The following is a 23,933-nucleotide window of genomic DNA, read 5'->3' on the forward strand; positions in this document are numbered from 1 at the left end:
GGTCTCAACAAGTAGCAGCAGTGGCCAAGGTCCAATTCACGGCAAAGCAAGCAGACGAGCACGACCTTCCCGAAGGCGAGCCCGCAGCCAGCGATGCCAACTCTCGTATTCGCTTGCGCAAGCTTCCCCGGCAACGTTCCTGCCTGAGCGTTCGCGCGATCGGTGACGCCGATCGATGTCCCCTGCAAGGGATGACTGCCCAGGCACGCGAAACGCACCCCATCGGATATTCCGCACAAGCCCGCGCCGCACGCACGGCCCGCTGCCTTCGGGCAGCGCAGCGGCGCTGGGCGAGATATCACTGCTACGCGTGCGCCGCGCTCATCGATATCTGGCTTCCTCGCATTCCGGGAAATACAAACGGTATTTCACGGAATGTCCCGGGACATTCCCGGCCAAGATAAGAATTCACTGACAATGCCTCCCCCATACAGATCCGAAATAGACGGACTAAGAGCGCTCGCCGTCTTAAGTGTCATCCTCTTCCATGCCGGCATCGAGCGAGCTTCCGGAGGATTTGTCGGCGTCGACGTCTTCTTTGTCATATCGGGATACCTCATCACCTCCCTGGTACTCAAGGAAGCAGGGGAAGGAACATTTTCCTTACGCGCGTTCTATGAGCGCCGCATTCGCCGGCTGCTGCCGCCGCTTATCCCGGTATTCTTTCTCACATGGGGATGCGCATTCTTCCTGCTGAATGCCACCCAGTTCAAGAGTTTCAGCAAGAGCGCATATGCCGCGCTCGGCTTTGCCTCCAACTGGTATTTCCTGTCTACGGTCGGATATTTCGAAGGCCCCGGGGAATTCACGCCGTTGCTGCATACATGGTCCCTGGCCATCGAGGAACAGTTCTATTTCCTCTTCCCCTGCATCTTGTTGCTGCTGCTCAAGATGAAGGGCAAGTGGCTGGCCTTCGGCGTGGCGCTGGCGGGCTTGCTCTCCTTCGCTTATGCCTGCACCCTCATCGGAGACGGGCTGGTCGACACGGCCTTCTACAGCTCCCTGTCGCGCTTCTGGGAATTGCTGACAGGTGCCCTGCTCGCAACCGTTGTCGTCTCCGGGCCGCGCCGCGCCATCGTGGCCGACACGATGGAGTTGGCGGGCGTGGCGATGATCATCGCACCCGTCTTGATGTACACGGACAGCACGCCATTCCCGGGCGCGTTCGCCCTGCCGCCGACCATCGGCGCCGCCTTGATCATCGCGGCGTTCGGGCGTGGCCGCCTCGTGGCACCGATGCTGAAATCACGGCCCATGGCCGGGATCGGCCTGATTTCGTATGGCCTGTACCTGTGGCACTGGCCGATTCTCGTCTTCGCACGCACGGCAAAGCCGTCGGACGACAACAAGTTCATCTTCGCCAGCCTGTTGGCAACGCTGCTGTGTGCCGTCATTTCCTACCACTACGTCGAGAAACCCATACGGACGAAAGCCGCTGCTCCCGCGACGAAGGATGTCTACGCGCTTTTCCTGGCTTTCACCACGTCGATGCTGGTGGTGGTGGCGATTGGCGCGAGTCCGTTCGTCAAGGATTATCGCTACAGCGCATTTGCCCAGATCCGCAAGGCCCTGTATTCCGGCGGCAAGGCGCAGGTCATCGCCCATATCGAGGATGAGGAAGCCTACTACCTCGACACGTTGAATCTCAACTACGACGGCGAATCGGGAGACTATGATCCCGCTCAGGACAGCCGCTGGACATGCAGCTATGACTACGACAACAGCCCGGAACGGATCCTTCGCTGCCTGACCTCGCAGGCAAAAAGGCATAACGTCCTTGTCATGGGCGACAGCGTTGGCCGCGATACCTTGCACGCCTTGCAGCGAGGATTCCCGGCGCTGAATTTCATCATGCTGCATCAATCCTCGTGCCCGCCCGGGGACCGTCCCAAGCGGGTCGGCGGCGTCATGTGCTTCCCCGACTCCGCCGACCTTCTCGCCCAGCTGAAGAAGCGCATCCACATCGATGCGATCGTGATCAATTTCAGCTACGTCCCCGAGAACTGGGAAAACGTCGAGCCGGGCCTGGTCGCGGCGAAGACGGTGACGGACGACGTGGTCATGCTCGGCGTGTCGCCCATGTTCTACCTGCCGATCTCCCGGTACATCAAGTCGTTGCCGAAGAACGTCCCCATACCGCAGACGATCCCGGAGGCCGACACCAGCCTGACGCGCTGGAACTATCACGATATCGCGCATGAGGCGCAGTCGATGGCAGCCCGGCATGGCATCGCCTTCGTCGGTGTCACGGATATGTTCTGCCCATCGCAGCAATGCAGGCTCTGGATAAACGGTCGGCACGACAAGCCTCTTTTTATCGATCAGGAACACCTGACCAACGAAGGCATCGACGTATTTGCGCGCTTCCTGGAATCGCAACCGGTGCTGGCCAGGGCGCTCGAGCGGGCAAGCTAGGCGAGCGCTGATCTTCGCGCAATGGAAAAAAGAAAAGGCCCCACAGCAAGCTGTGGGGCCTTTCAACATTGGTGGGCCTCCCGTGAGTCGAACACGGCACCAACGGATTATGAGTCCGCTGCTCTAACCAGGCATGAGCTAGAGGCCCTGGAAAGTCAGACCGGCGCGCTGAGCGCGCTCCGGTCAGCTACCTTCGAGGAAACTCTTCAGCTTGTCGGAGCGGCTCGGGTGGCGCAGCTTGCGCAGCGCCTTGGCTTCGATCTGGCGAATACGCTCGCGGGTGACGTCGAACTGCTTGCCGACTTCCTCCAGCGTGTGGTCCGTGCTCATTTCGATGCCGAAGCGCATGCGCAGCACCTTGGCTTCGCGCGGCGTGAGCGAGTCCAGCACGTCCTTGACGACGTCGCGCATGGAACCGTGCAGCGCCGCTTCGGCCGGGGCCAGCGTGTTGGTGTCTTCGATGAAGTCGCCCAGATGGGAGTCGTCGTCGTCACCGATCGGCGTTTCCATGGAGATCGGTTCCTTCGCGATCTTCATGATCTTGCGGATCTTGTCTTCCGGCATCTCCATCTTCTCGGCCAGCGTTGCCGGATCCGGCTCGTTGCCGGTTTCCTGCAGGATCTGACGCGAGATGCGGTTCATCTTGTTGATCGTTTCGATCATGTGCACCGGAATACGGATGGTGCGCGCCTGGTCGGCGATCGAACGGGTGATGGCCTGGCGGATCCACCACGTGGCGTACGTGGAGAACTTGTAGCCGCGACGGTATTCGAACTTGTCCACCGCCTTCATCAGGCCGATGTTGCCTTCCTGGATCAGGTCGAGGAACTGCAGGCCGCGGTTGGTGTACTTCTTGGCGATCGAGATCACGAGACGCAGGTTGGCCTCGGTCATTTCACGCTTGGCTTCGCGGGCGCGCTTCTCGCCTTCGGACATCTTGCGGTTGACGTCCTTCAGTTCCTTGAGCGGCAGCACCACGCGCGCCTGCAGGTCGATCAGCTTCTGCTGCAGTTCGTGCACGGCCGGCACGTTGCGCTCGACGATGGTGCTGTAGCCCTTGCCGTCGTCGATGATGGTCTGGATCCAGTCGAGGTTGGTCTCGTTGCCCGGGAAACGGGCGACGAAGTCCGCGCGCGGCATGCCGCACTTGTCGACCACGATCTTGAGGATGGAGCGCTCGAACTTGCGCACTTCGTCCACCTGGCCACGCAGCGTGTCGCACAGGCGCTCGACATTGCGCGCGGTGAAGCGGATGCTCATCAGCTCGGCCTGGATGGCTTCCTGGGCCTTGACGTAGGCCTTGGACTTGTAGCCTTCCTTCTCGAACGAGCGGCGCATCTTGTCGAACTGCTCGGCGATGACGCGGAATTTCTCCAGCGCGGCCTGCTTCAGTTCTTCGAGCTGGCGTGCCGAAGCGGCCAGGCCGCCGGCGTCGTCGTCCTCGTCGTCCTCGGACTCTTCGTCGTCGGACTCCAGGTCTTCCTCCTCGGCGGCGGCAGCGGCTGCCACCGGCGCGGGGGCGGCGGGAACGTCATCGGCGTTGGGATCGATCAGGCCATCGACGAATTCGTCGATCTTGATCTCGTCGCTGGCAACGCGCTCGGCCAGGGCCAGGATTTCGGAAATGGTGACCGGGCAAGCCGAGATCGCCATGACCATGTCCTTCAGGCCGGCTTCGATACGCTTGGCGATTTCGATTTCGCCTTCGCGCGTGAGCAGCTCCACGGTACCCATTTCGCGCATGTACATGCGCACGGGATCCGTGGTGCGGCCGAATTCGGAGTCCACGGTGGACAGCGCCGCTTCGGCTTCTTCCTCCGCTTCTTCCTCGCTGGTGGCCGACGGTGCGTTGTCGTTGAGCAGCAGGGTTTCCGCGTCGGGCGCCTGTTCGTAGACAGCGATGCCAATGTCGTTGAGCGTGGCGACCAGGGTGTCGATCGTTTCCGAATCGACCATGTCGTCCGGAAGGTGATCGTTGATTTCCGCGTAGGTCAGGTAACCGCGCGACTTGCCCAGCTTGATCAGCGCCTTGAGCTTCTGGCGGCGAGCTTCGAGTTCTTCCTCGGTGCCCTGCTGGGTCGAGGCGAACTCCTTGAGCAGGGCCTTTTCCTTGGCCTTGCGGTCACGGGCCTTCTGCTTTTCGGTCTTGGGCGCCGCAGCAGGTGCTGCTGCGGGCATATCATCTTCGTAAAGCTCTTCAGTCACGTCGTCTGTGGTGCTGTCGTCGTGCTGCATGCCGGCCTTGGGCTTGCGGCCACGCTTCTTCGGCTCCGGCTTGACTGCCGGAGCGGCGGGACGCTCGGATGCAACGGGGGCGGAAGTGGTGGCAGGTGCCGGGGCCTCCGACTCGGGGGCGGCCGACTTGGCGCCTCCGGTCTTGGCACTGGCTGCTGCCGCTCGCTTGCTCTCGACTTCGGTAATCTGCTGTTTCGCCACGGTGATACTCTTGCCTTTCACTGGTACAGATGCGGCGTACTTGCCGCTTGTATTGGCGCTATCGCCGCTCTCGCGTGCCGAAGTCGAGGGCCTCAAATTTTCGGATATGCGGGTTCCGGAGGAAGTGCTCGCAGCGGGCGCCTTGGCGCTCCGAGCGGTCTTAGCTGGCACAGGCTGGGCGGGCGTCTTGACTGACGCGGCTGACGTCGCAGCCGCCGTTGATTTCACGGACGCCTTGCCGCTCCCCGCTTGGGGAGCTTTAGTGGAAACCTTTTCGGTTGCTTTGGCCTTTGCCATTGGCACGCTCACTTTCACCAGAACTGGAGAGAAAGATTTCGCTATCCAAACCGACTATTGTAGCACGTTGCAGCTAGCCGGCTTCCCATCAGGTGAGGTTTTCACCTGAAAAATCAAGGCTTAAGCTCAAAACGACCAGGCCAAGCCTTCACTTGTTCCTAATGCATCCACCGCCACGCCCGCTTCGGCGCACCTCGCCGGGCAGGCCTGGCGGCGCCTATCCCAGCTGCCGCCGGCGGTTGATCTCGCTGACCAGCCAGCGCATGCGGCTCTTGGCGGCCTCATCGGCCGTGCCCGCGATCACCGCCGCCTGCAGGCCATCGAGCTCGCGCCGCAGCGGCTCCGCCAGCAGCTTCGCGATGGCCGCGTCGAACTCCTGCTCGGCGGGCTCCTCTTCGATCTCTTCGCGCAGCACGGCCGCGCGCACATTGGCATAGACCTCGGCGTAGGGCGACTGCGCCAGATGCTCGCTGAAGGCCGCGAAGTTCACTTCGCCACGCAACTCGTCGCAAGCGGACACCAGATGCGCGAGGACTTCGGCGCCGGCCTGCTCGTCTTCCAGCAACAGTGCGCGGCTGTCGGCGTCGAGCCGGGCCGAGAGCTGCGGGTAGCACATCAGCAGCTGCAACACGCGCTGCTCGAGCCCCGTGGGCGCCTGACGCTTGGTGCGGGGCCGCGGCTGCGCGAACCGGCCTACCCGCGCCGGGTAGCTGGCCAGGCCGCAGACCGCCTCGATCTCGGCCGGCGTGGTGCCGGTGGCATCGGCCAGCTCGCGCACGATCTGCAGGCGCAGGCCCCCGGCCGGCATGGCCTGCAACAGCGGCTTGGCCTCATACTGGGCGCGGGCGCGGCCTTCTGGCTGGCGCAGGTCCTGCCCCTCGGCAACCACCTGCAGCAAGAAGCGCGACAGCGGCATGGCGTCGCGCACCTGGGCAGCGAAGGCATCGGTCCCCTGTTCGCGCACATAACTGTCCGGATCGTGTTCGGCCGGCAGGAACAGGAAGCGGATGGTCTTGTTGTCCGCCACGTAAGGCAGGCAGGCTTCCAGGGCGCGCCGCGCGGCCCGGCGCCCCGCGGCATCGCCGTCAAACGAGAAGACCACCGCGTCGGTCTGGCGCAGCAGCTTCTGTACGTGCACTGCCGTGCACGCGGTGCCCAGCGTGGCAACCGCGTTGGCAAAGCCCAGCTGGGCCAGCGCGACCACATCCATATAGCCTTCGACCACCAGAACGTAGCCGGTTTCCCGGATCGCATGGCGCGCCTCGAACAAGCCATAGAGCTCGGTGCCCTTGCTGAACAGCGGCGTTTCGGGCGAATTCAGGTACTTGGGCTCGCCCTGCCCCATCACCCGCCCACCAAAGCCGATGACCTGGCCCTTGGTGTTGCGAATGGGGAACATGATGCGGTCGCGGAAGCGGTCGTAGCGGCGCGGCTTGCCGTCGGCATCGCGTTTTTCGCTGCTTTCGATCAGCAGGCCAGCCTCCACCAGCGGCCCCGCGATGGCGTCGTCGCGGTAGCTGCCGAATACGGCTTCCAGCCCCTGCCAGTCATCCGGCGCATAGCCGAGGCCGAAGTGCGCGGCGATCTCGCCGGTCAGCCCGCGGCCCTTCAGGTACTGGACCGCCTGGGGCGCGCCGCGCAACTGCTTGCGGTAGAACTCGGTGGCGCGCGTCATGGCGTCCGACAGCGCCAGCGAACGTGCCTGCTGCTCGGCGCGCTGGGCCGGCGGCAGGCGATCGCGCTCCTCCGGCACCGACAGGCCGACCGATTGCGCCAGCTCGCGCACGGCATCCGGATAGCCCTGGCCGGAGTATTCCATCAGGAAGCCGATGGCCGAGCCATGCGCGCCGCAGCCGAAGCAGTGATAGAACTGCTTGGTCGGCGACACCGTGAACGACGGCGACTTCTCGTTGTGAAAGGGACACAGCCCCATGAAATTGGCGCCGCCCTTCTTCAGCTGCACGTATTTGCCCACCACGTCGACAATGTCGACACGGTTGAGCAGGTCCTGAATGAAGGATTGCGGAATCACCCGGCTGTTCGTCCTTGTGCCGAACCGCCCGTCGGGAGCGGGCGGCGGCGATATGATGGCGATGAAAAGCGTGACCGGAACTGCGCTTTCCCGGCCCTTAACTCTATATTGTAGTGCAGACGCAACGGATTGCAGGGAGCTCCGGCGAGGGGTAGTGGCCCGAATGCGACGCAAGACATACTTTTGCAGCGCATCGATGAGCGGCCGCCCGTCGCCCCGGGGCAGCATGCATTGCCGCTCAGCGCGGGGCCAGCGCGGCCTTGACCAGGCCGGAAACCGCCGTCATGTCGGCGCGGCCTGCCAGGCGGGGCTTGAGCACGGCCATCACCTTGCCCATATCCTGCGGGCCGGCCGCGCCGCTCTCGGCCACGGCCTTCTGCACTTCGGCGGCCACTTCGGCGTCGGACAGGGCCGCGGGCATATAGGCCTTGAGCACTTCCACCTCGGCGCTTTCCTTGTCCGCGAGATCGGTGCGGCCGGCTTGCGTGAACTGGGTGATGGAGTCCTTGCGCTGCTTGATCAGCTTGTCGATCACGGCCTGCACGGCGGCATCGTCGAGCTCGATACGCTCATCCACTTCCTTTTGCTTGATGGCGGCCAGCAGCAGGCGGATGGTACCGAGGCGCTCGGACTCGCGGGCACGCATGGCGGCCTTCATGTCATCGCTGATACGGGCTTTGAGGGACATGGCAATCTTCCAGATAGAGTGATGCGGGACGGGGGCGACCGGGGAACACGGCCTGCCGCGCGGCCGCCAATGCAAAAACCCGCCGGGGCCTTGCCCGCAGCGGGTTCTGACGCAGATGCGAAGGTACGGTCAGTACAGCTTCTTCGGCAGCATCTGGCTGCGGATGCGCTTGTAGTGGCGCTTCTCGGCAGCGGCCTTCTTGCGCTTGCGCTCGGCCGTCGGCTTTTCGTAAAACTCGCGAGCCCGCAACTCGGTAATCAACCCATTCTTTTCGATGGTGCGCTTGAAACGGCGCATGGCGACTTCAAACGGCTCATTGTCTTTAAGGCGGATGGTAGTCATGTGCTGAAATATGTAGCAGCGGTTAAACGGTACTGCGAGGTTTTTGCGAAAGCGCAAAGTTTAGCACAGGGGTTGTCAAGTCCGCATTGCAGGAAATCGCAGGGCGCAGCCTAGGCAGCGCCCTGTCCCGCGGCCCGTGCGATTTCCGCAACAGACTGGCCTGCGGCCACCCCGGATGCCCACGCCCACTGGAAGTTGTAGCCGCCCAGCCATCCGGTCACGTCGACCACTTCGCCGATGAAATAGAGATTGGGCACGGTACGCGCCATCATCGAGCTCGACGACAAGCCGCGGGTGTCCACGCCGCCAAGCGTCACCTCGGCCTTGCGGTAGCCCTCGGTCCCGGACGGCACCAGTTGCCAGCCGTTGAGCGCCGCGCCGAGCCGGCGCAGGGACTTGTCGGGCATGTCGTGCAGCGGCTGGGCGCCGTTCAGGCCGGCCGCCGCGCACCAGGCGTCGGCCAGCCGCGCCGGCAGGCGCTCGGCCAGGAGGTTGGCCAGGTGCTTGCGGCTGCTGCCCTTGTGCTCCAGCAGCCAGTCGCTCGCATCGTTGCCGTCGAACAGATCGATGGTGATGGGCGTACCCGGCCGCCAGAAACTGGAAATCTGCAGCACGGCGGGGCCGGACAGGCCACGGTGCGTCCACAGCAGGTCTTCGCGGAAGGCGCCGGCGGCCTTGCCGCCGCCGGAGGCGATGTCCACCTCCATCGAAACGCCGGCCAGCGGCGCGAACGGCGCCCAGCCCTGCCCGTCGAAGGTCAGCGGCACCAGCGCGGGGCGCGTCTCGACCATGCCGAGGCCGAACTGGCGGGCGATCCGGTAGCCCAGGTCGGTGGCGCCGATCTTGGGAATCGACAGGCCACCGGTCGCCACCACCAGCGCGCCGGCCCGGATCGGCCCCTGCGTGGTCATCACCAGGAAATCGTCGCCTTCGCGGCGCACCTCCTCGACGCTGCAACCGGTGCGCCAGGCCACGTCGCCAGCCCCGCATTCGGCGCCCAGCATGTCGATCACCTGCTCGGCGCTGTCGTTGCAGAACAGCTGGCCGCGGTGTTTTTCGTGCCAGTCGATCTCATGGCGGCGCATCAGGCCGAGGAAATCCTGCGGCGTGTAGCGCGCCAGCGCCGAGCGGCAAAAGTGCGGATTGCCAGACAGATAATTGGCCGGGCCAGCCTGCAGGTTGGTGAAGTTGCAGCGCCCGCCGCCGGAGATGCGGATCTTCTCCGCCAGCTTCGTGGCGTGGTCGACCAGCACCACGTTGGCGCCGCCCTGCCCCGCCACCGCGGCGCACATCATGCCCGCGGCCCCGGCGCCGAGCACCGCCACGTCGAAGCGCCCGGCGCGCGCGCTACCCTGCCCGGCTCCCGTGGTCTGCCTGCTGCTCATGTCCATCCTGCCTGCTGAAGAAGCGGCGATTGTAGCGAAAAGCGGGGCCAGCGCCGCTGTGCTACCCTGCTGGCCTTGCGCCAGGCCACCGCCCACACGGGCCGCGGCCTGCGCCAACCCCTTGATTTGCCGGCCCCGCCCGAGGCCGGCCCGGCGCTTCCCATGCTTGTCCTCGGCATCGAATCCTCCTGCGACGAAACCGGCCTGGCCCTCTACGACACCGGGGCCGGCCTGCTCTCCCACGCACTCCATTCGCAGATCGCCATGCATCGCGACTACGGCGGCGTGGTGCCCGAACTCGCCTCGCGCGACCACATCCGCCGGGTGCTGCCGCTGCTGCAGCAGATCCTCGGCGAGGCCGGGCGCACCCGCGCCGACATCGACGCGATCGCGTTCACGCAGGGACCCGGCCTGGCCGGCGCGCTGCTGGTAGGGGCATCGGTCGCCAATGCGCTGGGCTTCGCACTCAATGTGCCGATGCTCGGCGTGCACCATCTCGAAGGCCACCTGCTGTCGCCGCTGCTGACGCGCGATCCGCCGCCCTTCCCCTTCGTTGCCTTGCTGGTGTCCGGCGGGCACACGCAACTGATGGAGGTGCGCGGCATCGGCGACTACACGCTGCTGGGAGAAACGCTGGACGACGCCGCCGGCGAAGCCTTCGACAAGACCGCCAAGCTGCTCGGCCTGAACTATCCGGGCGGGCCCGAGGTATCGCGGCTGGCCGAATTCGGCACGCCCGGCGCCTTCGCGCTGCCGCGGCCGATGCTGCATTCGGGCAACCTGGATTTTTCCTTTGCCGGACTCAAGACGGCGGTGCTGACGCAAACCCGCAAGCTCGGCAATGTGTGCGAGCAGGACCGCGCCAACCTGGCGCGCTCGTTCGTCGACGCCATCGTCGACGTGCTGGCCGCCAAGTCGATGGCCGCGCTCAAGCAGACCGGGCACCGCAGGCTGGTGGTGGCCGGCGGCGTGGGCGCCAACCGGCAGTTGCGCGAGCGGCTGAACCAGCTCGCCGCGCAGAAGAAGATCGAGGTGCATTACCCCGACCTGGCGTTCTGCACCGACAACGGCGCGATGATCGCCTTCGCCGGCGCGATGCGCCTGCAGGCCGCGCCGCAGCTGGCGCAGCGCGACTACAGCTATGGCGTGACGCCGCGCTGGGAACTGTCGGATATCCGGCTGCCGGCCTAGCGCCCGGCAGGTCCGGCGGACCGCATGCTGCCTGCGCCCGCCGGCAGCATGCAGACGATCAGGCGACCCGCTTGTCCCGCTCGATCACGGCGTAGGCGCTGTGATTGTGGATGGATTCGAAATTCTCCGCCTCGAGCACGTACGCCACGATGCGCTCGTCCGCATTGAGGCGCATGGCGATGTCGCGCACTAGGTCCTCGACGAACTTCGGATTTTCATAGGCGCGCTCGGTGACGAACTTCTCGTCCGGGCGCTTGAGCAGGCCCCACAGCTCGCACGAGGCTTCTTCCTCGGCCATGCGCACCAGCGCCTCGACCGGCAGGTCGCCCGCCAGCTCGACATTCATGGTGATGTGCGAACGCTGGTTGTGCGCACCGTACTGCGAGATCTTCTTGGAGCACGGGCACAGGCTGGTGACCGGCACCAATGCCTTCAGCGATACCTTGGCGGCGCCGTTGCGCACTTCGCCGACCAGGGTGACCTCATAGTCCATCAGCGATTGCACGCCCGATACCGGCGCGACCTTGTTGATGAAATACGGGAAGGTGACTTCGATGCGGCCGGCCTCGGCCTCGAGCTTGAGCAGCATCTTGTCGAGCAGCCTGCGGAAGGTGGCCGGTTCGAGCGGCTCGCGCTCTTCCTCGAGCAAGGCCACGAAGCGCGACATATGCGTGCCCTTCTGGTCGGCGGGCAGGTGCACGTCGAGATTGAAGGTGCCAACGGTGGCCTGCACGCCAGCCGGCGTCTTCAGCGACAGGGGATAACGCACGCCTTTCACGCCGACCCGCTGGATGGGGATCTGGCGGGTGTCGAGGCTCGACTGCACGTCGGGCATCACGAAGGCGGGATTGATGTCATTCATACCGGATTCCTAGGTTTCCTCTACGGTCGCGGCATTTTTCGCAGACAACACTGCCGCGCAACGAGTGTGAAACCGCGGGCGACGGCAACCCATGCCTCCCGCAGCTGCGAACACAGAACGTGGGATTCTAAGTGAAATCGCCCGGGGCTGCCCGGGCGGAGACGATACCCGCACACGGAGCGCGGGGATGCGCAGGGGGATCAGCGCGCGGCAAGCGCACGCCCGCCGGCAGCGGGCATGCGGGGCAGGATCAGGCCGCGCGCGTGGCGACCGTCGCCGCGGCCAGGTTGAAGCGTTCGCGCACCGAGTGCTCGATGCCGGCAGCGTCCAGCCCGCACTGCGAGAGCAGGAAGGCGGGGTCGCCGTGGTCGACGAAGCGGTCGGGCAGGCCGAGCTGCAGCACCGGCACCGCGACACCGGCAGCGGCCAGCGCTTCGAGCACCGCGCTGCCCGCACCGCCCATCACGCAGCCTTCTTCGACGGTGACGAGATAGTCGTGCTCGCGCGCCAGCTTCTTCACCAGCTCTTCATCGAGCGGCTTGACGAAGCGCATGTTGGCCACCGAAGCGTCGAGCGCCTCGGCCGCGCCCAGCGCAGGATGCAGCATCGAGCCGAAGGCCAGGATGGCCACGCGCTGGCCGGCGCGCGCGCCGCCAGTGCGGCGCATCTCGCCCTTGCCCACCGGCAGTGCGGTCAGTGCCGCCTCGGTCGCCACGCCGGCGCCCGCGCCGCGCGGATAGCGCACGGCGGTCGGACAATCCTGCTGGAACGCGGTGGTCAGCAGCTGGCGGCATTCGTTCTCGTCGGCCGGCGTCATCACCATCATGTTGGGGATGCAGCGCAGGAAGGCGATATCGTAGGCACCCGCGTGGGTGGCGCCGTCGGCGCCGACCAGGCCCGCGCGGTCCAGCGCGAACACCACCGGCAGGTTCTGCAGCGCCACGTCGTGGATCAGCTGGTCGTAGCCGCGCTGCAGGAACGTCGAATAGATCGCCACCACGGGGTGCAGGCCCTCGCAGGCCAGGCCGCCGGCGAACGTCACCGCGTGCTGCTCGGCGATGCCCACGTCGTAGTAGCGGTCCGGGAAGCGCTTCTCGAACTCGACCATGCCCGAGCCTTCGCGCATGGCCGGCGTCACCGCCACCAGGCGCGAATCGGCCGCGGCCATGTCGCACAGCCAGTCGCCGAACACCTGGGTGTAGGTCTTGCGCGCCGGCTTGGCCGACGGGCGGATGCCTTCGGCCGGATTGAACTTGCCCGGGCCGTGGTACAGGATCGGGTCGGCCTCGGCCAGCTTGTAGCCCTGGCCCTTCTTGGTGACCACGTGCAGGAACTGCGGGCCGCCCCCTTCGAGGGCGCGCTGGCGGATGTTCTGCAGCGTCGGCACCAGCGACTCGAGGTCATGGCCGTCGATCGGGCCGATGTAGTTGAAGCCGAACTCTTCGAACATCGTCGCCGGCACCATCATGCCCTTGGCGTGTTCCTCGAAGCGCTTGGCGAATTCCAGCACCGGCGGCGCCACCGACAGCACGCGTTCGATATGCTTCTTGGTCGAGGCATAGAACTGGCCGCTCATCAGGCGCGCGAGGTGGCGGTTGAGCATGCCGACCGGGGGCGAGATCGACATGTCGTTGTCGTTGAGCACCACCAGCAGCGGCAGGTCCTTGTAGACGCCCGCATTGTTCATGGCTTCGAAGGCCATGCCCGCGGTCATCGCGCCGTCGCCGATCACGGCGATCGCTACGCGCTTCTCGCCCTGCGTGCGCGCGCCCAGCGCCATGCCGAGCGCGGCCGAGATCGAGGTCGAGGAATGGGCGGTGCCGAAGGTGTCGTATTCGCTTTCCGAGCGGCGCGGGAAGCCCGAGATGCCACCCCACTGGCGCAGCGAATGCATGCGGTCGCGCCGTCCGGTCAGGATCTTGTGCGGGTAGCTTTGGTGGCCGACGTCCCATACCACGCGGTCCTCGGGGGTGTCGAACACATAGTGCAGGGCGATGGTCAGCTCGACCGTGCCGAGATTGGACGACAGGTGGCCGCCGGTCTGCGACACGGATTCGAGCACGTAGGCGCGGAGTTCATCGGCCAGCGTCTGGAGCTGGCGCCGGTCCAGCCTGCGGAGGGCGGCGGGGTCTTCTATGGTTTTGAGCAGTGCGTAGGTCATAATGTCCGTTCGGCGGCCGGATTCTTGTGCCCGGTTATCGGTTTTCTGCTTATCAGTTCAATTCGAGCGCAGCACGATCAGATCGGCCAGTTCGCCCAGGCGTTTGGCGCGCGCGCCGAACACCGCCAGCGCCTCGTGCGCCGAGGCGCGCAATTTCGCTGCCAGCTCGCGGGCGGGCTCGAGGCCCATCAGCGAGACATAGGTCGGCTTGTCGTTGGCGGCATCCTTGCCGGCGGTCTTGCCCAGCGTGGCGGTATCCGCAGTCACGTCGAGGATATCGTCCACCACCTGGAACGCCAGCCCAACAGCCGCGGCATAACGGTCGAGCGCGGCCAGGCCGGCTTCGTCCACCTTGCCGCAATAGGCGCCCATGCGCACGCTGGCGCGCAACAGGGCACCGGTCTTCATGCGGTGCATCGCTTCGAGTTCATCCAGCGACATGGCCAGGCCGACGTGCTGCAGGTCGATTGCCTGCCCGCCCGCCATGCCGACCGAGCCGGAGGCCCGGGCCAGTTCCGCCACCAGGCGCATGCGCGCGGCAGCATCGAGCGAGGCCAGCGAAGCCGATTCGGCCAGGACCATGAACGCCTGGGTCTGCAGCGCGTCGCCTACCAGCAGCGCCGTCGCCTCATCATAGGCCTTGTGCACGGTGGGACGCCCGCGACGCAGGTCGTCGTCGTCCATGCAAGGCATGTCGTCATGCACCAGCGAATACGCGTGGATCATCTCCACCGCGCAGGCCGCGGCATCGCAGGCCTCGGGTGTGGCACCAGCCACTTCGCCGGCAGCGTGCACCAGCAACGGCCGTACTCGCTTGCCGCCGCCGAGCACAGCATACCGCATCGCGTCATGCAGCTTGCCGGGCACGGTATCGACGGCGGGCAGCTCGGCCTCGAGCGCCGTTTCGGTCCTGGCGCCCCGGGCGCGCATCCAGCCGGCGAAATCGCCGGCGTCGAGATTCTGCCTGGATTCGCTCATTCCTGCTCTCCCGCCATCGTGGCCTCGGCCGGGGCGGACTTCAGTACATCGCCCTCCAGCACCTTGACCTGCTGTTCCACGCGCTCGAGCGTCTGCTGGCAATACCTCACCAGCTCCGCGCCGCGCTTGTACGCCGCCAACGAATCTTCCAGCGGCAGTGCCCCGCCTTCCATGCTGGCCACCAGTGCCTCCAGTTCGGCCATGGCGGCCTCATAGGATGCGGGCGTCGCGGTGGCGGACCGCTGGTCGGCCGAGGCCGGATCGGCCTGGGCCGGGGAGCTCGTAGTCTTGGGCATTGCGGACATTGAATCTGGGGAAGCTGGGATTTTACGCCAAAGCGCGAGATTGGCCCCATCCATGCATGCGTGTGTGCATGGCGTTGCCGGAAAGTGACTTGTGCGCTTGGGTCGTCTTTCCGAATGCGCCCGCAACCGCACCCCCATGACGACCCGGGTCGACTTTTTCGCTAAAAAGGCAAAATAATCAGTCCCTTAACATTTTGGCTCGGGTACAATCCGCGGTTCGTCAGCGCGATCTCAACTCCACGGCCGGGAAGCAGGCCTGGGCGCGACTGACTGTCTTTCCCAAATCGATTTCTTTCGATGGTTGGGTTGTTCACTGCTTTCGCCTGTCATAGGGAGTGGGGATAATGTCCAATCTCAGCACCGCGCTGAAACTGGTGCCGGCTGATTCGCAACTGCCCGTCAACGTCTACTTCGACGAGGCGCTGCATCAACAAGAACTGGAACTGCTGTTCAAGAAGGGCCCCGGCTACGTCGGCCATGAACTGATGGTCCCCGAAGCAGGCGACTACCAGGCGCTCGCCGCCGAGGAAGAGGGCCGCATCCTGGTCCGCAACCCGGATGGAATCGAGCTCCTGTCCAATGTCTGCCGCCACCGGCAGGCCATCATGCTCAACGGCCGCGGCAATACGCCGAACATCGTCTGCCCGCTGCATCGCTGGACCTACGACCTGAAGGGCGAACTGCTCGGCGCGCCGCATTTCGACAAGCAGCCGTGCGTGCACCTGAACCGCTCGCCGCTGCAGAACTGGAACGGGCTGCTGTTCGAAGGCCAGCGCGACGTGCGCGCCGACCTCGCCCGCCTGGGCGTGGCCGAAGACCTGGACTTCGACGGCTACATGCTCGACCACGTCGAGATCCACGAGTGCGACTACAACTGGAAGACCTTCATCGAGGTCTATCTGGAGGACTATCACGTCGTGCCGTTCCACCCGGGCCTGGGCAGCTTCGTTTCCTGCGACGACCTGAGCTGGGAGTTCGGCGACTGGCACAGCGTCCAGACGGTGGGACTGCACGCCGGGCTCAAGCGCCCGGGCAGCCCGACGTACCAGAAATGGCACGAGGCGGTGCTGCGCTTCAACAACGGCGTGTTGCCGAAGTACGGCGCGATCTGGCTGACCTACTACCCCAACATCATGGTGGAGTGGTACCCGCATGTGCTGGTGGTTTCGACGCTGCATCCGCTCGGACCGAACAAGACGCGCAATGTGGTGGAGTTCTACTACCCCGAGGAAATCGTGCTGTTCGAGCGCGAATTCGTCGAGGCCGAGCGCGCGGCCTACATGGAAACGTGCGTGGAAGACGACGAGATCGCCGAGCGCATGGATGCGGGCCGCAAGGCTTTGCTCAGGCGCGGGGTCAGCGAAACCGGCCCGTACCAGTCCCCCATGGAAGACGGCATGCAGCACTTCCATGAATGGTATCGCCGCGCCATGTCCTTCCAGGACTGATCGCCTGGCGGCCGCCACCGTGGCAAAAGCCCCAAAACCGATGAAACGGACCGCCCCGGCGGTCCGTTTTGCCTTTGTTGCGGTGCACTCGCACTGATACAATCGCCCATCCGGTGTGCGCCCGACGCCTCGCCGGCGCGCGCCGGCCCTTCGCCTGCGCGAAGCCTTTCGCGGGCGCGGCCTCCTGTTCTCGCCGGGGGCCGGGTCCGCGCGCTGTTCATTCCTCCTTTTCGCCCCCGCCATGCAATCGCTCTGGATGCTGTTCGCCGCCTTCGCCTTTTCCTTGATGGGGGTGGGCGTCAAGCTGGCGTCCGAGCTGTACACCACGGGCGAGATCGTGTTCTACCGCAGCCTGGTGAGCGTGATCATCATGTGGGTGGTGCTGTCATCGTCGGGCGTCTCGGTACGCACGCCGCACATGGTCATGCATATCAAGCGCAGCCTGTTCGGCGTGACCGCGCTGCTGCTGTGGTTCACCTCGATCACGCTGCTGCCGCTGGCCACGGCGATGACGCTGAACTACATGTCGCCGGTATGGATCGCCCTGATCCTGGGCGCCGGCGCCGCGCTGACCGGCACCGGCGGCGCCGACCGCAAGCTGATCGGCGCCATCCTGATGTCCTTCGCCGGCGTGCTGTGCCTGCTGCAACCGTCGGTGGGCCACGATCAGCTCACCGGCGGCCTGATCGGCCTGATCTCCGGCATCTTCACCGCGCTGGCCTATGTGGAAGTGCGCCAGCTCGGTCAGCTGGGCGAGCCCGAGGGCCGCATCGTGTTCTATTTCTCCGCGGTGGGCATGGTGGTCGGGCTGGCCTGGATGCTGTTCAGCGGCCACAGCGCGCATAGCTGGCACGGCGCGGGCCTGCTGCTGGGGATCGGCGTGCTCGCCACCCTGGGCCAGACCGCCATGACGCGCGCCTACAAGCGCGGCAACACGCTGCTTACCGCCAACCTGCAATACGCCGGCATCGTGTTTTCCAGCCTGTGGGGCATGCTGGTCTGGAGCGACAAGCTCAACTGGCTGTCGTGGCTGGGCATGGCCCTCATTATCGCCAGCGGCATCGTCACCACCCTGACGCGCGCGCGGGAGGGTTCCAACCAGCAGCCCACGCGCAATACCCCGGTCAAGTCGGCGGAGGCCGAAGTCCACCCCGAGGTGTAGCATCCAACGTGGCGCGCCGTGCCCGTCCCGCGTCGCGCCAGAGTGCTTTCACAACCAGAGGCTATTCCATGTTCACCACCCTGATTTCCAGCCAGGACCTGCGCGCGCTGCGCGAAGACAGCGGCCGCCACAGCGTCGTGATCGACTGCAGCTTCGACCTGGCAAACCCGGCCGCCGGCCGCGAGTCCTACCATGCCGGCCACCTGCCGGGCGCCTTCTACCTGCACCTGGACAATGAACTGTCCGGCGAGAAGACCGGCAGCAACGGCCGCCATCCCCTGCCCGACCCCAACGCGCTGACCGCGCGCCTGCGCGTGCTCGGCGTCAACGAAGACAGCCAGGTGATTGCCTACGACGCCCAGGGCGGCATGTATGCGGCGCGCCTGTGGTGGCTGCTGCGCTGGCTGGGACATGAGGCGGTGGCGGTGCTGGACGGCGGCAAGAACGCGTGGGTGGCAGCCGGCCTGCCGCTGGAAGCGGGCAGCACGCCCGAGCCCGCGACGGCGGGCACGCTCACCGGCAAGGCATCGCTGGCGGCAACGGTGGACGCGAACCTGGTGCTTGCCAATATCGACGAGCGGGGCCGGCTGGTGGTGGACGCCCGCGCGCCCGACCGCTTCCGCGGCGAGAACGAGACCCTGGATCCGGTCGGCGGACATATTCCCGGCGCGGCCAACCGGTTCTTCAAGGACAACCTGCTGGCCGACGGCAGCTTCAAGTCCGCCGCCGCGCTGCGGCAGGAATTCACGCAGGTGCTCGGCGCCAGGCCGGCCAGCGAGGCCGTCATGCAGTGCGGCTCCGGCGTGACCGCCTGCCACAACCTGCTGGCGCTGGAAGTGGCGGGCCTGCGCGGCGCCGCCCTGTACCCGGGCTCCTGGAGCGAATGGTGCGCCGATCCGGCCAGGCCGGTGGCGAGCGGCGCGTAGTTCCTTAACGGACCGACGCCACCGCGCCGGCGTGGCGGTGGCCATGCCCCTCGTGCACGCCGTTGGTGATGAAGACGATGGCGCAGATGCCGGTTGCCACCAGCACCACCTGGATGATCGATTCGCGCCAGCGCGGCTTGCGCTGCATCTGCGGCATCAGGTCGCTCACCGCGATGTAGACGAAGCTGCTTGACGCGATCACCAGCACGTAGGGAATCCAGCCGCTCATCTGGTCCAGCAGGTAGTAGCCCACCAGGCCGCCGGCGATGGCCGCCAGGCTGGACAGCAAGTTGAACGCGAAGGCGCGCGCCTTGGAAAAGCCGGCATTGAGCAGCACGATGAAATCGCCCACTTCCTGCGGGATTTCATGGGCGGCGATGGCCAGCGCGGTGACCAGGCCGATATGCGGGTCGGCCAGGAAGGCCGCGGCGATCACGATGCCGTCGGCGAAGTTGTGGAAGGTATCGCCGACCAGGATGGTCAGGCCGCTGCGCCCGGCTTCCTCGCGGTCATGGCCGTGGTGATGGTGGTGCCCGTCGCCCTCGTGATGGTGCGAGTGGCGCAGCAGCGCGATCTTCTCCAGCAGGAAGAAGCCCAGCAAGCCGGCCAGCAGCGTGCCGAACAGGGCACGCGGATCGGCCCCCGACTCGAACGCCTCGGGCAGGGAATGCAGCAAGGCGGTAGCCAGCAGCACCCCGACCGAGAAGCTCACCATGCGCTCCACCACGCGCGAGGCCACCGTCAGCGACAGCAGGGCCGCCCCGAAGATACTGCCCACCCCCGAAATCGTGGCAGCTAGCAGGATGTAGACAAGGGTGGAATCGATGATGGGCTCCAGGGATCGGCTATGCGCCCCCTGGGGAGCCGCATCGATCTCAAACGCAACAGTGTTGCAAGAAACGAAGCCCGCATTGTACGTAGATTGGCGCCGACTTTGCAAATGCGTCGTACGGCGCCCCGCGCGGCGCCTAGACGCCGCGCTGCTTGAACCAGGTCAGGCAGTGTTGCCAGCCGTCCCTGGCATCGGCCTCGCGGTAGCTTGGCCGGTAGTCGGCATTGAAGGCATGCCCGGCATCCGGATAGACCACGAAGACCGACGCACGGGCGTTGGGATTGTCCGTCGCCGCCAGGGCCGCCTTCATCCTGGCCACGTGTTCCTGCGTGATGCCGGTATCCTTGCCGCCGTACAAGCCCAGCACGGGCACCTCGAGTTCGGCTGCCAGGTCGGACGGGTTCTTCGGCTTGAGCGGGTTCGGCTCGCCTACCAGCTGGCCATACCAGGCCACGGCGGCCTTCAGTTGCTTGCTGTGCGCGGCATACAGCCAGGTGATGCGCCCGCCCCAGCAGAAGCCGGTGATGGCCAGGCGGCTGGTATTGCCGCCATTGGCGGCGGCCCAGGCCACGGCTGCATCGAGATCGCCCACGGCCTGCTCGTCGGGCACCTTGGAGACCAGCTTGGCCTGCAGTTCCTGGATGGTGCCGAAACTGGCCGGATCTCCCTGGCGCGCAAACAGCTCGGGCGCGATGGCGAGGTAGCCCAGCTTGGCGAAGCGCCGGCAGATGTCGGCGATATGCTCGTGCACGCCGAAGATCTCGCTGACCACCAGCACCACCGGCAGGTTGGTCTTGCCCTCCGGCTGGGCGCGGTAGGCAGGCATCTGGAAGCCGCCCGAGGCGATGGTGACCTCGCCGGCGGTCAGCCCGGCGAAGTCGGTCTTGATGGCCTGCGCCATCACCGGCAGGGCGGCCGCGGCAAACGCCGAACCCAGTGCCGTCTTGACGAACGTCCGGCGGTCGAAGGACTGGCCGGGTACAAGGCTTTCCACTTCTGGCTTCAGCATGCGGTCTCCTGCTTGGAGAGTGGGCGGGAGACCGATTCTAAGCAAACATGGCGTGAAACGCACGCGGCGGGGCAAGAGGGCTGTCGCCCCCCGTCAGTGGAGCTTGACGCGCGGGCTGGTCTTGCTGCGCAGCCAGTGGGTGACGGTGTCCAGCCCCATGCGCACGGCGCCGTGCAGCGCCAGCACATGCATGCGGTACAGCGAGCTGTACATCACCCGCGCCATCAGGCCCTCGATGAACATCGAGCCGCCGATCAGCCCGCCCATCAGGCTGCCGACCGCGCTGAAGTGCCCGAGCGACACCAGCGAGCCCAGGTCCTTGAACTGGAACGCGGGCAGCGGCTTGCCCTCGATGCGTGCGCGCAGCGCGCCGAAGAGGAAGGTGGCCTGCTGGTGCGCGGCCTGGGCGCGCGGCGGCACGGCCGTCTGCTTCTCCGGCCACGGGCAGCTGGCGCAGTCGCCGAAGGCGAAGATATCGGGATCCCCCTCGCTTTGCAGCGTGGGCTTGACCACGATCTGCCCCATCCGGCTGACCGGCAGGCCGAGACTGGCCAGCACCGGCGGCGCAGTGATGCCGGCGGCCCACACCGTCAGGTCGGCGTCGATGCGCTTGCCGCTGGCGGTCAGCACCGCATTCGCGGTGACCTCGGTGACGCGCTCGGCGGTGAAGACATCGATGCCCAGCTTGTGCAGCAATTTGGTGGTTTCGCTGGAGACGCGCTCGGACAGCGCAGGCAGGATGCGCGGGCCGGCCTCGATCACGTGGATGCGCACGTCGCGGCGCGGATCGAGTTGGTGCAGGCCGTAGGCGCTGAGCACGTGCGCGGTATTGCGCAGCTCCGCGGAGAGCTCGACGCCGGTTGCGCCGGCCCCGATGATGGCCACGTCCACGCGTGGCCGCCCGTCCTCGCCGACGCGTCCGCGCGCGTTCTGCGCGCGCACGCAGGCCGCGATCAGCCGGCGGCGGAAGCGCTCGGCCTGGGCCACGGTATCGAGGGCGATGGCGTTGTCGGCGGCGCCCGGCACGCCGAAGAAATGCGTGACGCAACCGATCGCCAGCACCAGGGTGTCATAGGGCAATTCGCGCGCGGGCAGCAGCTCCATGCCATCGAGATCGACGCAGGCGGCCACCGAGATGGTCTTGCGCGACCGGTCGACCCCGGTTAGCTCGCCCTGCTGGAACTCGAAGTCGTGCCAGCGCGCCTGCGCCACGTATTCGAGCTGGTGGGTGTTGGGATCCATGCTGCCGGCCGCGACTTCATGCAGCAGCGGTTTCCAGATGTGCGTCGGCGAGCGGTCCACCAGCACCACCTGCGCTGCCCCGCTCTTGCCGAGCTTGTCGCCCAGCCGCGTCACCAGTTCCAGCCCGCCTGCGCCTCCTCCCACTACGATGATGCGATGCGCCCTCTCTGTGCTCATGATCTACCCAGTGTCGTCGAAATGCTTATAGCCGCAGGGCCAGACGCGCGTCGGCCGGCATGGCTTTTCGCCAGTTTGCTGCACAGCAGCACGACTGGCAAGACGCCATTCACCGATTCAGCGGTCGCTTCAATCGAAACCAGAATGCAGGAATACCACCGCGCCGGCAATGCCGGCGCGCAGCCCATGTGTTGGGAAAAGCGCAGAGGCGGGAGCAGGCGCAGCGCTTAGTGCGCTTCCTCCCAGTTGCTGCCGCTGCCCACCTCGGCCACCAGCGGCACGCGCAGCTCCGTCACGCCGCACATCAGTTCCGGCAGCTTGACCTTGACCAGCTCCAGTTCGGCCTCGGGCACTTCCAGCACCAGTTCGTCGTGCACCTGCATGACCTGGCGCGTACCGAGCCCGTCGCGCTCCAGCCAGCCCTGCACGGCGATCATCGACAGCTTGATCAGGTCGGCCGCGGTGCCCTGCATCGGCGCGTTGATGGCCGCGCGCTCGGCGCCCTGGCGGCGCGGGCCGTTGCCGCCGTTGATGTCGGGCAGCCACAGGCGGCGGCCGAACACGGTCTCGACGAAGCCCTGTTCGCGCGCGGTCTGGCGTGTCTCCTCCATATAGCGCGCCACGCCCGGATAGCGCATGAAGTAGCGGTCGATGTAATGCTTGGCGGCCTCGCGCTCGATGCCGAGGTTGCTGGCCAGGCCGAACGCGCTCATGCCGTAGATCAGGCCGAAGTTGATGACCTTGGCGTAGCGGCGCTGCTCGCTGTTGACGGCGGCCTGTTCCACGCCGAAGATCTCCGCCGCGGTGGCGCGGTGCACGTCGGCGCCTTCGGCGAAGGCGCGCAACAAGTTCTCGTCGCCCGAGATATGGGCCATGATGCGCAGTTCGATCTGCGAGTAGTCGGCGGAGACGATCACGTTGCCGGGGCCGGCGATGAAGGCCTCGCGGATGCGCCGTCCTTCCTCCGTGCGCACGGGAATGTTCTGCAGGTTCGGCTCGGTTGACGCGAGCCGGCCCGTCACCGCGGTGGCCTGCCCGTAGCTGGTGTGCACGCGGCCCGTGGACGCGTTGACCATCTTCGGCAGCTTGTCGGTGTAGGTCGACTTGAGCTTGGCCAGGCCGCGGTAGTCCAGCAGCAGCTTGGGCAGCGGGTAGTCCTCGGCCAGCTTCTGCAATACCTCTTCGTCGGTGGACGGCGCGCCGCTGGCGGTCTTCTTGACCACCGGCAGCTTCATCTGGCCGAACAGGATCTCGCCGATCTGCTTGGGCGAGCCGAGGTTGAACGGCTGGCCGGCGGCCTCGTAAGCGGCCTTTTCCAGCTCCAGCATGCGCTGGCCGAGTTGCGCGCTCTGCGCGCCCAGGCGCTCCGCATCGATCAGCACGCCGTTGCGCTCGATCTTCTGCAGCACCACCGAGACCGGCATCTCGATCTGCTCGTAGACGTAGTGCAGCCCGCGCAAGGCTTCCACCTGCGGGTACATATTGCCGTGCAGGCGCAGCGTGACGTCGGCATCCTCGGCAGCGTACTCGGTGGCGCGCGCGATATCGATCTGGTCGAAGCAGATCTGGCTCGCGCCCTTGCCGCACACTTCTTCGTAGGTGATGGTCTTGAGGCCGAGCACGCGCTCGGCCAGGCTGTCCATGCCGTGGTTGCGGTGCGATGCCAGCACGTAGCTTTGCAGCATGGTGTCGTGCGCGACGCCGCGCAGCGCGATGCCGTGGTTGGCGAACACGTGCACGTCGTACTTCAGGTGCTGGCCGAGCTTGGCGCGCGCGGGGTCCTCCAGCCACTTGCGCATGCGTTCGAGCACGAACTCGCGCGCCAGCTGCCCGCGCGCTTCCAGGCCGGCCACGTCGGGACCGACGTGGGCCACGGGGATATAGACGGCCTCGCCCGGCTCGATCGACATCGAGATGCCGACCAGCTGTGCCTGCATCGGATCAAGTGAAGTGGTCTCGGTATCGATGGCCACCAGCGGCGCGGTTTCCACGCGGCGCATGAAGGCCTCCAGCGCGGCTTGCGTGGTGATGGCCTCGTAGCGGAT

Annotated in this window: 19 protein-coding genes and 1 tRNA gene; 6 read left to right on the forward strand and 14 right to left on the reverse strand. The window is 66.0% G+C overall.

What is annotated here, in order from left to right; all coding sequences use genetic code 11:
- The first annotated feature begins 417 nt into the window (after positions 1–417).
- Complete coding sequence (locus tag AC1DKV_RS15295; RefSeq protein WP_441613120.1) at positions 418–2,415, forward strand: acyltransferase family protein; 1,998 nt, start codon at positions 418–420, stop codon at positions 2,413–2,415.
- 69 nt (positions 2,416–2,484) lie between these two features.
- Here AC1DKV_RS15295 and AC1DKV_RS15300 read toward each other — a convergent pair.
- Together AC1DKV_RS15300 and rpoD are read right to left on the reverse strand one after the other, a co-directional pair.
- Positions 2,485–2,563, reverse strand: a tRNA-Ile gene (locus AC1DKV_RS15300).
- Positions 2,564–2,598: 35 nt separating this feature from the next.
- Entirely contained in the window at positions 2,599–4,872 is a 2,274-nt protein-coding gene (gene rpoD, locus AC1DKV_RS15305; protein ID WP_441613121.1) for an RNA polymerase sigma factor RpoD, read from the reverse strand.
- Between rpoD and AC1DKV_RS15310 the strand changes: the two genes are divergently transcribed.
- Positions 4,862–5,257, forward strand: coding sequence for a hypothetical protein (locus AC1DKV_RS15310; protein WP_441613122.1), 396 nt, complete (start codon positions 4,862–4,864; stop codon positions 5,255–5,257). The two genes, rpoD and AC1DKV_RS15310, sit on opposite strands and share 11 nt — an antisense overlap.
- Positions 5,258–5,365: 108 nt before the next feature.
- Here AC1DKV_RS15310 and dnaG read toward each other — a convergent pair whose 3' ends face one another.
- From dnaG to AC1DKV_RS15330, 4 genes are all read right to left on the reverse strand, one after another.
- A complete protein-coding gene (dnaG, locus tag AC1DKV_RS15315; protein WP_477137628.1) occupies positions 5,366–7,180 on the reverse strand; it encodes a DNA primase in 1,815 nt (604 codons plus the stop codon).
- 238 nt (positions 7,181–7,418) lie between these two features.
- Positions 7,419–7,868 (reverse strand): GatB/YqeY domain-containing protein, encoded by a 450-nt coding sequence (locus AC1DKV_RS15320; protein ID WP_441613124.1) that lies wholly within the window; start codon positions 7,866–7,868, stop codon positions 7,419–7,421.
- A gap of 129 nt (positions 7,869–7,997) precedes the next feature.
- On the reverse strand, positions 7,998–8,210 hold the full coding sequence (gene rpsU / locus AC1DKV_RS15325; protein WP_017226050.1) for a 30S ribosomal protein S21: 213 nt from the start codon (positions 8,208–8,210) through the stop codon (positions 7,998–8,000).
- Positions 8,211–8,320: 110 nt separating this feature from the next.
- Positions 8,321–9,595 (reverse strand): BaiN/RdsA family NAD(P)/FAD-dependent oxidoreductase, encoded by a 1,275-nt coding sequence (locus AC1DKV_RS15330; RefSeq protein WP_441613125.1) that lies wholly within the window; start codon positions 9,593–9,595, stop codon positions 8,321–8,323.
- A gap of 162 nt (positions 9,596–9,757) precedes the next feature.
- On the opposite strand from AC1DKV_RS15330, the gene tsaD reads away from it, so the two are divergent.
- A complete protein-coding gene (gene tsaD, locus AC1DKV_RS15335; protein WP_441613126.1) occupies positions 9,758–10,786 on the forward strand; it encodes a tRNA (adenosine(37)-N6)-threonylcarbamoyltransferase complex transferase subunit TsaD in 1,029 nt (342 codons plus the stop codon).
- A gap of 58 nt (positions 10,787–10,844) precedes the next feature.
- Here the strand turns inward: tsaD and folE2 are convergent, their stop codons facing one another.
- The 4 genes from folE2 to AC1DKV_RS15355 form a co-directional block, all read right to left on the reverse strand.
- Positions 10,845–11,648: a GTP cyclohydrolase FolE2 gene (gene folE2 / locus AC1DKV_RS15340; protein WP_441613127.1), complete on the reverse strand. Its 804-nt coding sequence runs from the start codon at positions 11,646–11,648 to the stop codon at positions 10,845–10,847.
- A 250-nt stretch (positions 11,649–11,898) separates the two neighbouring features.
- Positions 11,899–13,809 (reverse strand): 1-deoxy-D-xylulose-5-phosphate synthase, encoded by a 1,911-nt coding sequence (gene dxs / locus AC1DKV_RS15345; protein WP_441613128.1) that lies wholly within the window; start codon positions 13,807–13,809, stop codon positions 11,899–11,901.
- A 57-nt stretch (positions 13,810–13,866) separates the two neighbouring features.
- On the reverse strand, positions 13,867–14,787 hold the full coding sequence (locus tag AC1DKV_RS15350; RefSeq protein ID WP_441613129.1) for a polyprenyl synthetase family protein: 921 nt from the start codon (positions 14,785–14,787) through the stop codon (positions 13,867–13,869).
- Positions 14,784–15,083: an exodeoxyribonuclease VII small subunit gene (locus tag AC1DKV_RS15355; RefSeq protein ID WP_441613130.1), complete on the reverse strand. Its 300-nt coding sequence runs from the start codon at positions 15,081–15,083 to the stop codon at positions 14,784–14,786. Before AC1DKV_RS15355 ends, AC1DKV_RS15350 begins: the two co-directional genes overlap by 4 nt.
- Before the next feature lie 353 nt (positions 15,084–15,436).
- On the opposite strand from AC1DKV_RS15355, the gene AC1DKV_RS15360 reads away from it, so the two are divergent.
- The 3 genes from AC1DKV_RS15360 (at position 15,437) to AC1DKV_RS15370 (ending at position 18,628) form a co-directional block, all read left to right on the forward strand.
- Positions 15,437–16,540, forward strand: coding sequence for an aromatic ring-hydroxylating oxygenase subunit alpha (locus tag AC1DKV_RS15360; protein ID WP_441643183.1), 1,104 nt, complete (start codon positions 15,437–15,439; stop codon positions 16,538–16,540).
- 241 nt (positions 16,541–16,781) lie between these two features.
- Entirely contained in the window at positions 16,782–17,702 is a 921-nt protein-coding gene (locus AC1DKV_RS15365; protein WP_441613132.1) for a DMT family transporter, read from the forward strand.
- 68 nt (positions 17,703–17,770) lie between these two features.
- Positions 17,771–18,628: a sulfurtransferase gene (locus AC1DKV_RS15370; RefSeq protein ID WP_441613133.1), complete on the forward strand. Its 858-nt coding sequence runs from the start codon at positions 17,771–17,773 to the stop codon at positions 18,626–18,628.
- A gap of 4 nt (positions 18,629–18,632) precedes the next feature.
- Here the strand turns inward: AC1DKV_RS15370 and AC1DKV_RS15375 are convergent, their stop codons facing one another.
- The 4 genes from AC1DKV_RS15375 to polA form a co-directional block, all read right to left on the reverse strand.
- Positions 18,633–19,466 (reverse strand): ZIP family metal transporter, encoded by an 834-nt coding sequence (locus AC1DKV_RS15375; protein WP_441613322.1) that lies wholly within the window; start codon positions 19,464–19,466, stop codon positions 18,633–18,635.
- A gap of 130 nt (positions 19,467–19,596) precedes the next feature.
- Positions 19,597–20,469 (reverse strand): dienelactone hydrolase family protein, encoded by an 873-nt coding sequence (locus AC1DKV_RS15380; protein ID WP_441613134.1) that lies wholly within the window; start codon positions 20,467–20,469, stop codon positions 19,597–19,599.
- A 93-nt stretch (positions 20,470–20,562) separates the two neighbouring features.
- Entirely contained in the window at positions 20,563–21,888 is a 1,326-nt protein-coding gene (locus tag AC1DKV_RS15385) for an NAD(P)/FAD-dependent oxidoreductase (RefSeq protein ID WP_441613135.1), read from the reverse strand.
- Between the two features lie 227 nt (positions 21,889–22,115).
- Positions 22,116–23,933: DNA polymerase I (polA, locus tag AC1DKV_RS15390; protein ID WP_477137629.1), on the reverse strand; the 1,818-nt coding region annotated here is incomplete at its 5' end.

The sequence above is a fragment of the Cupriavidus sp. 05T41 genome, from assembly GCF_056396525.1.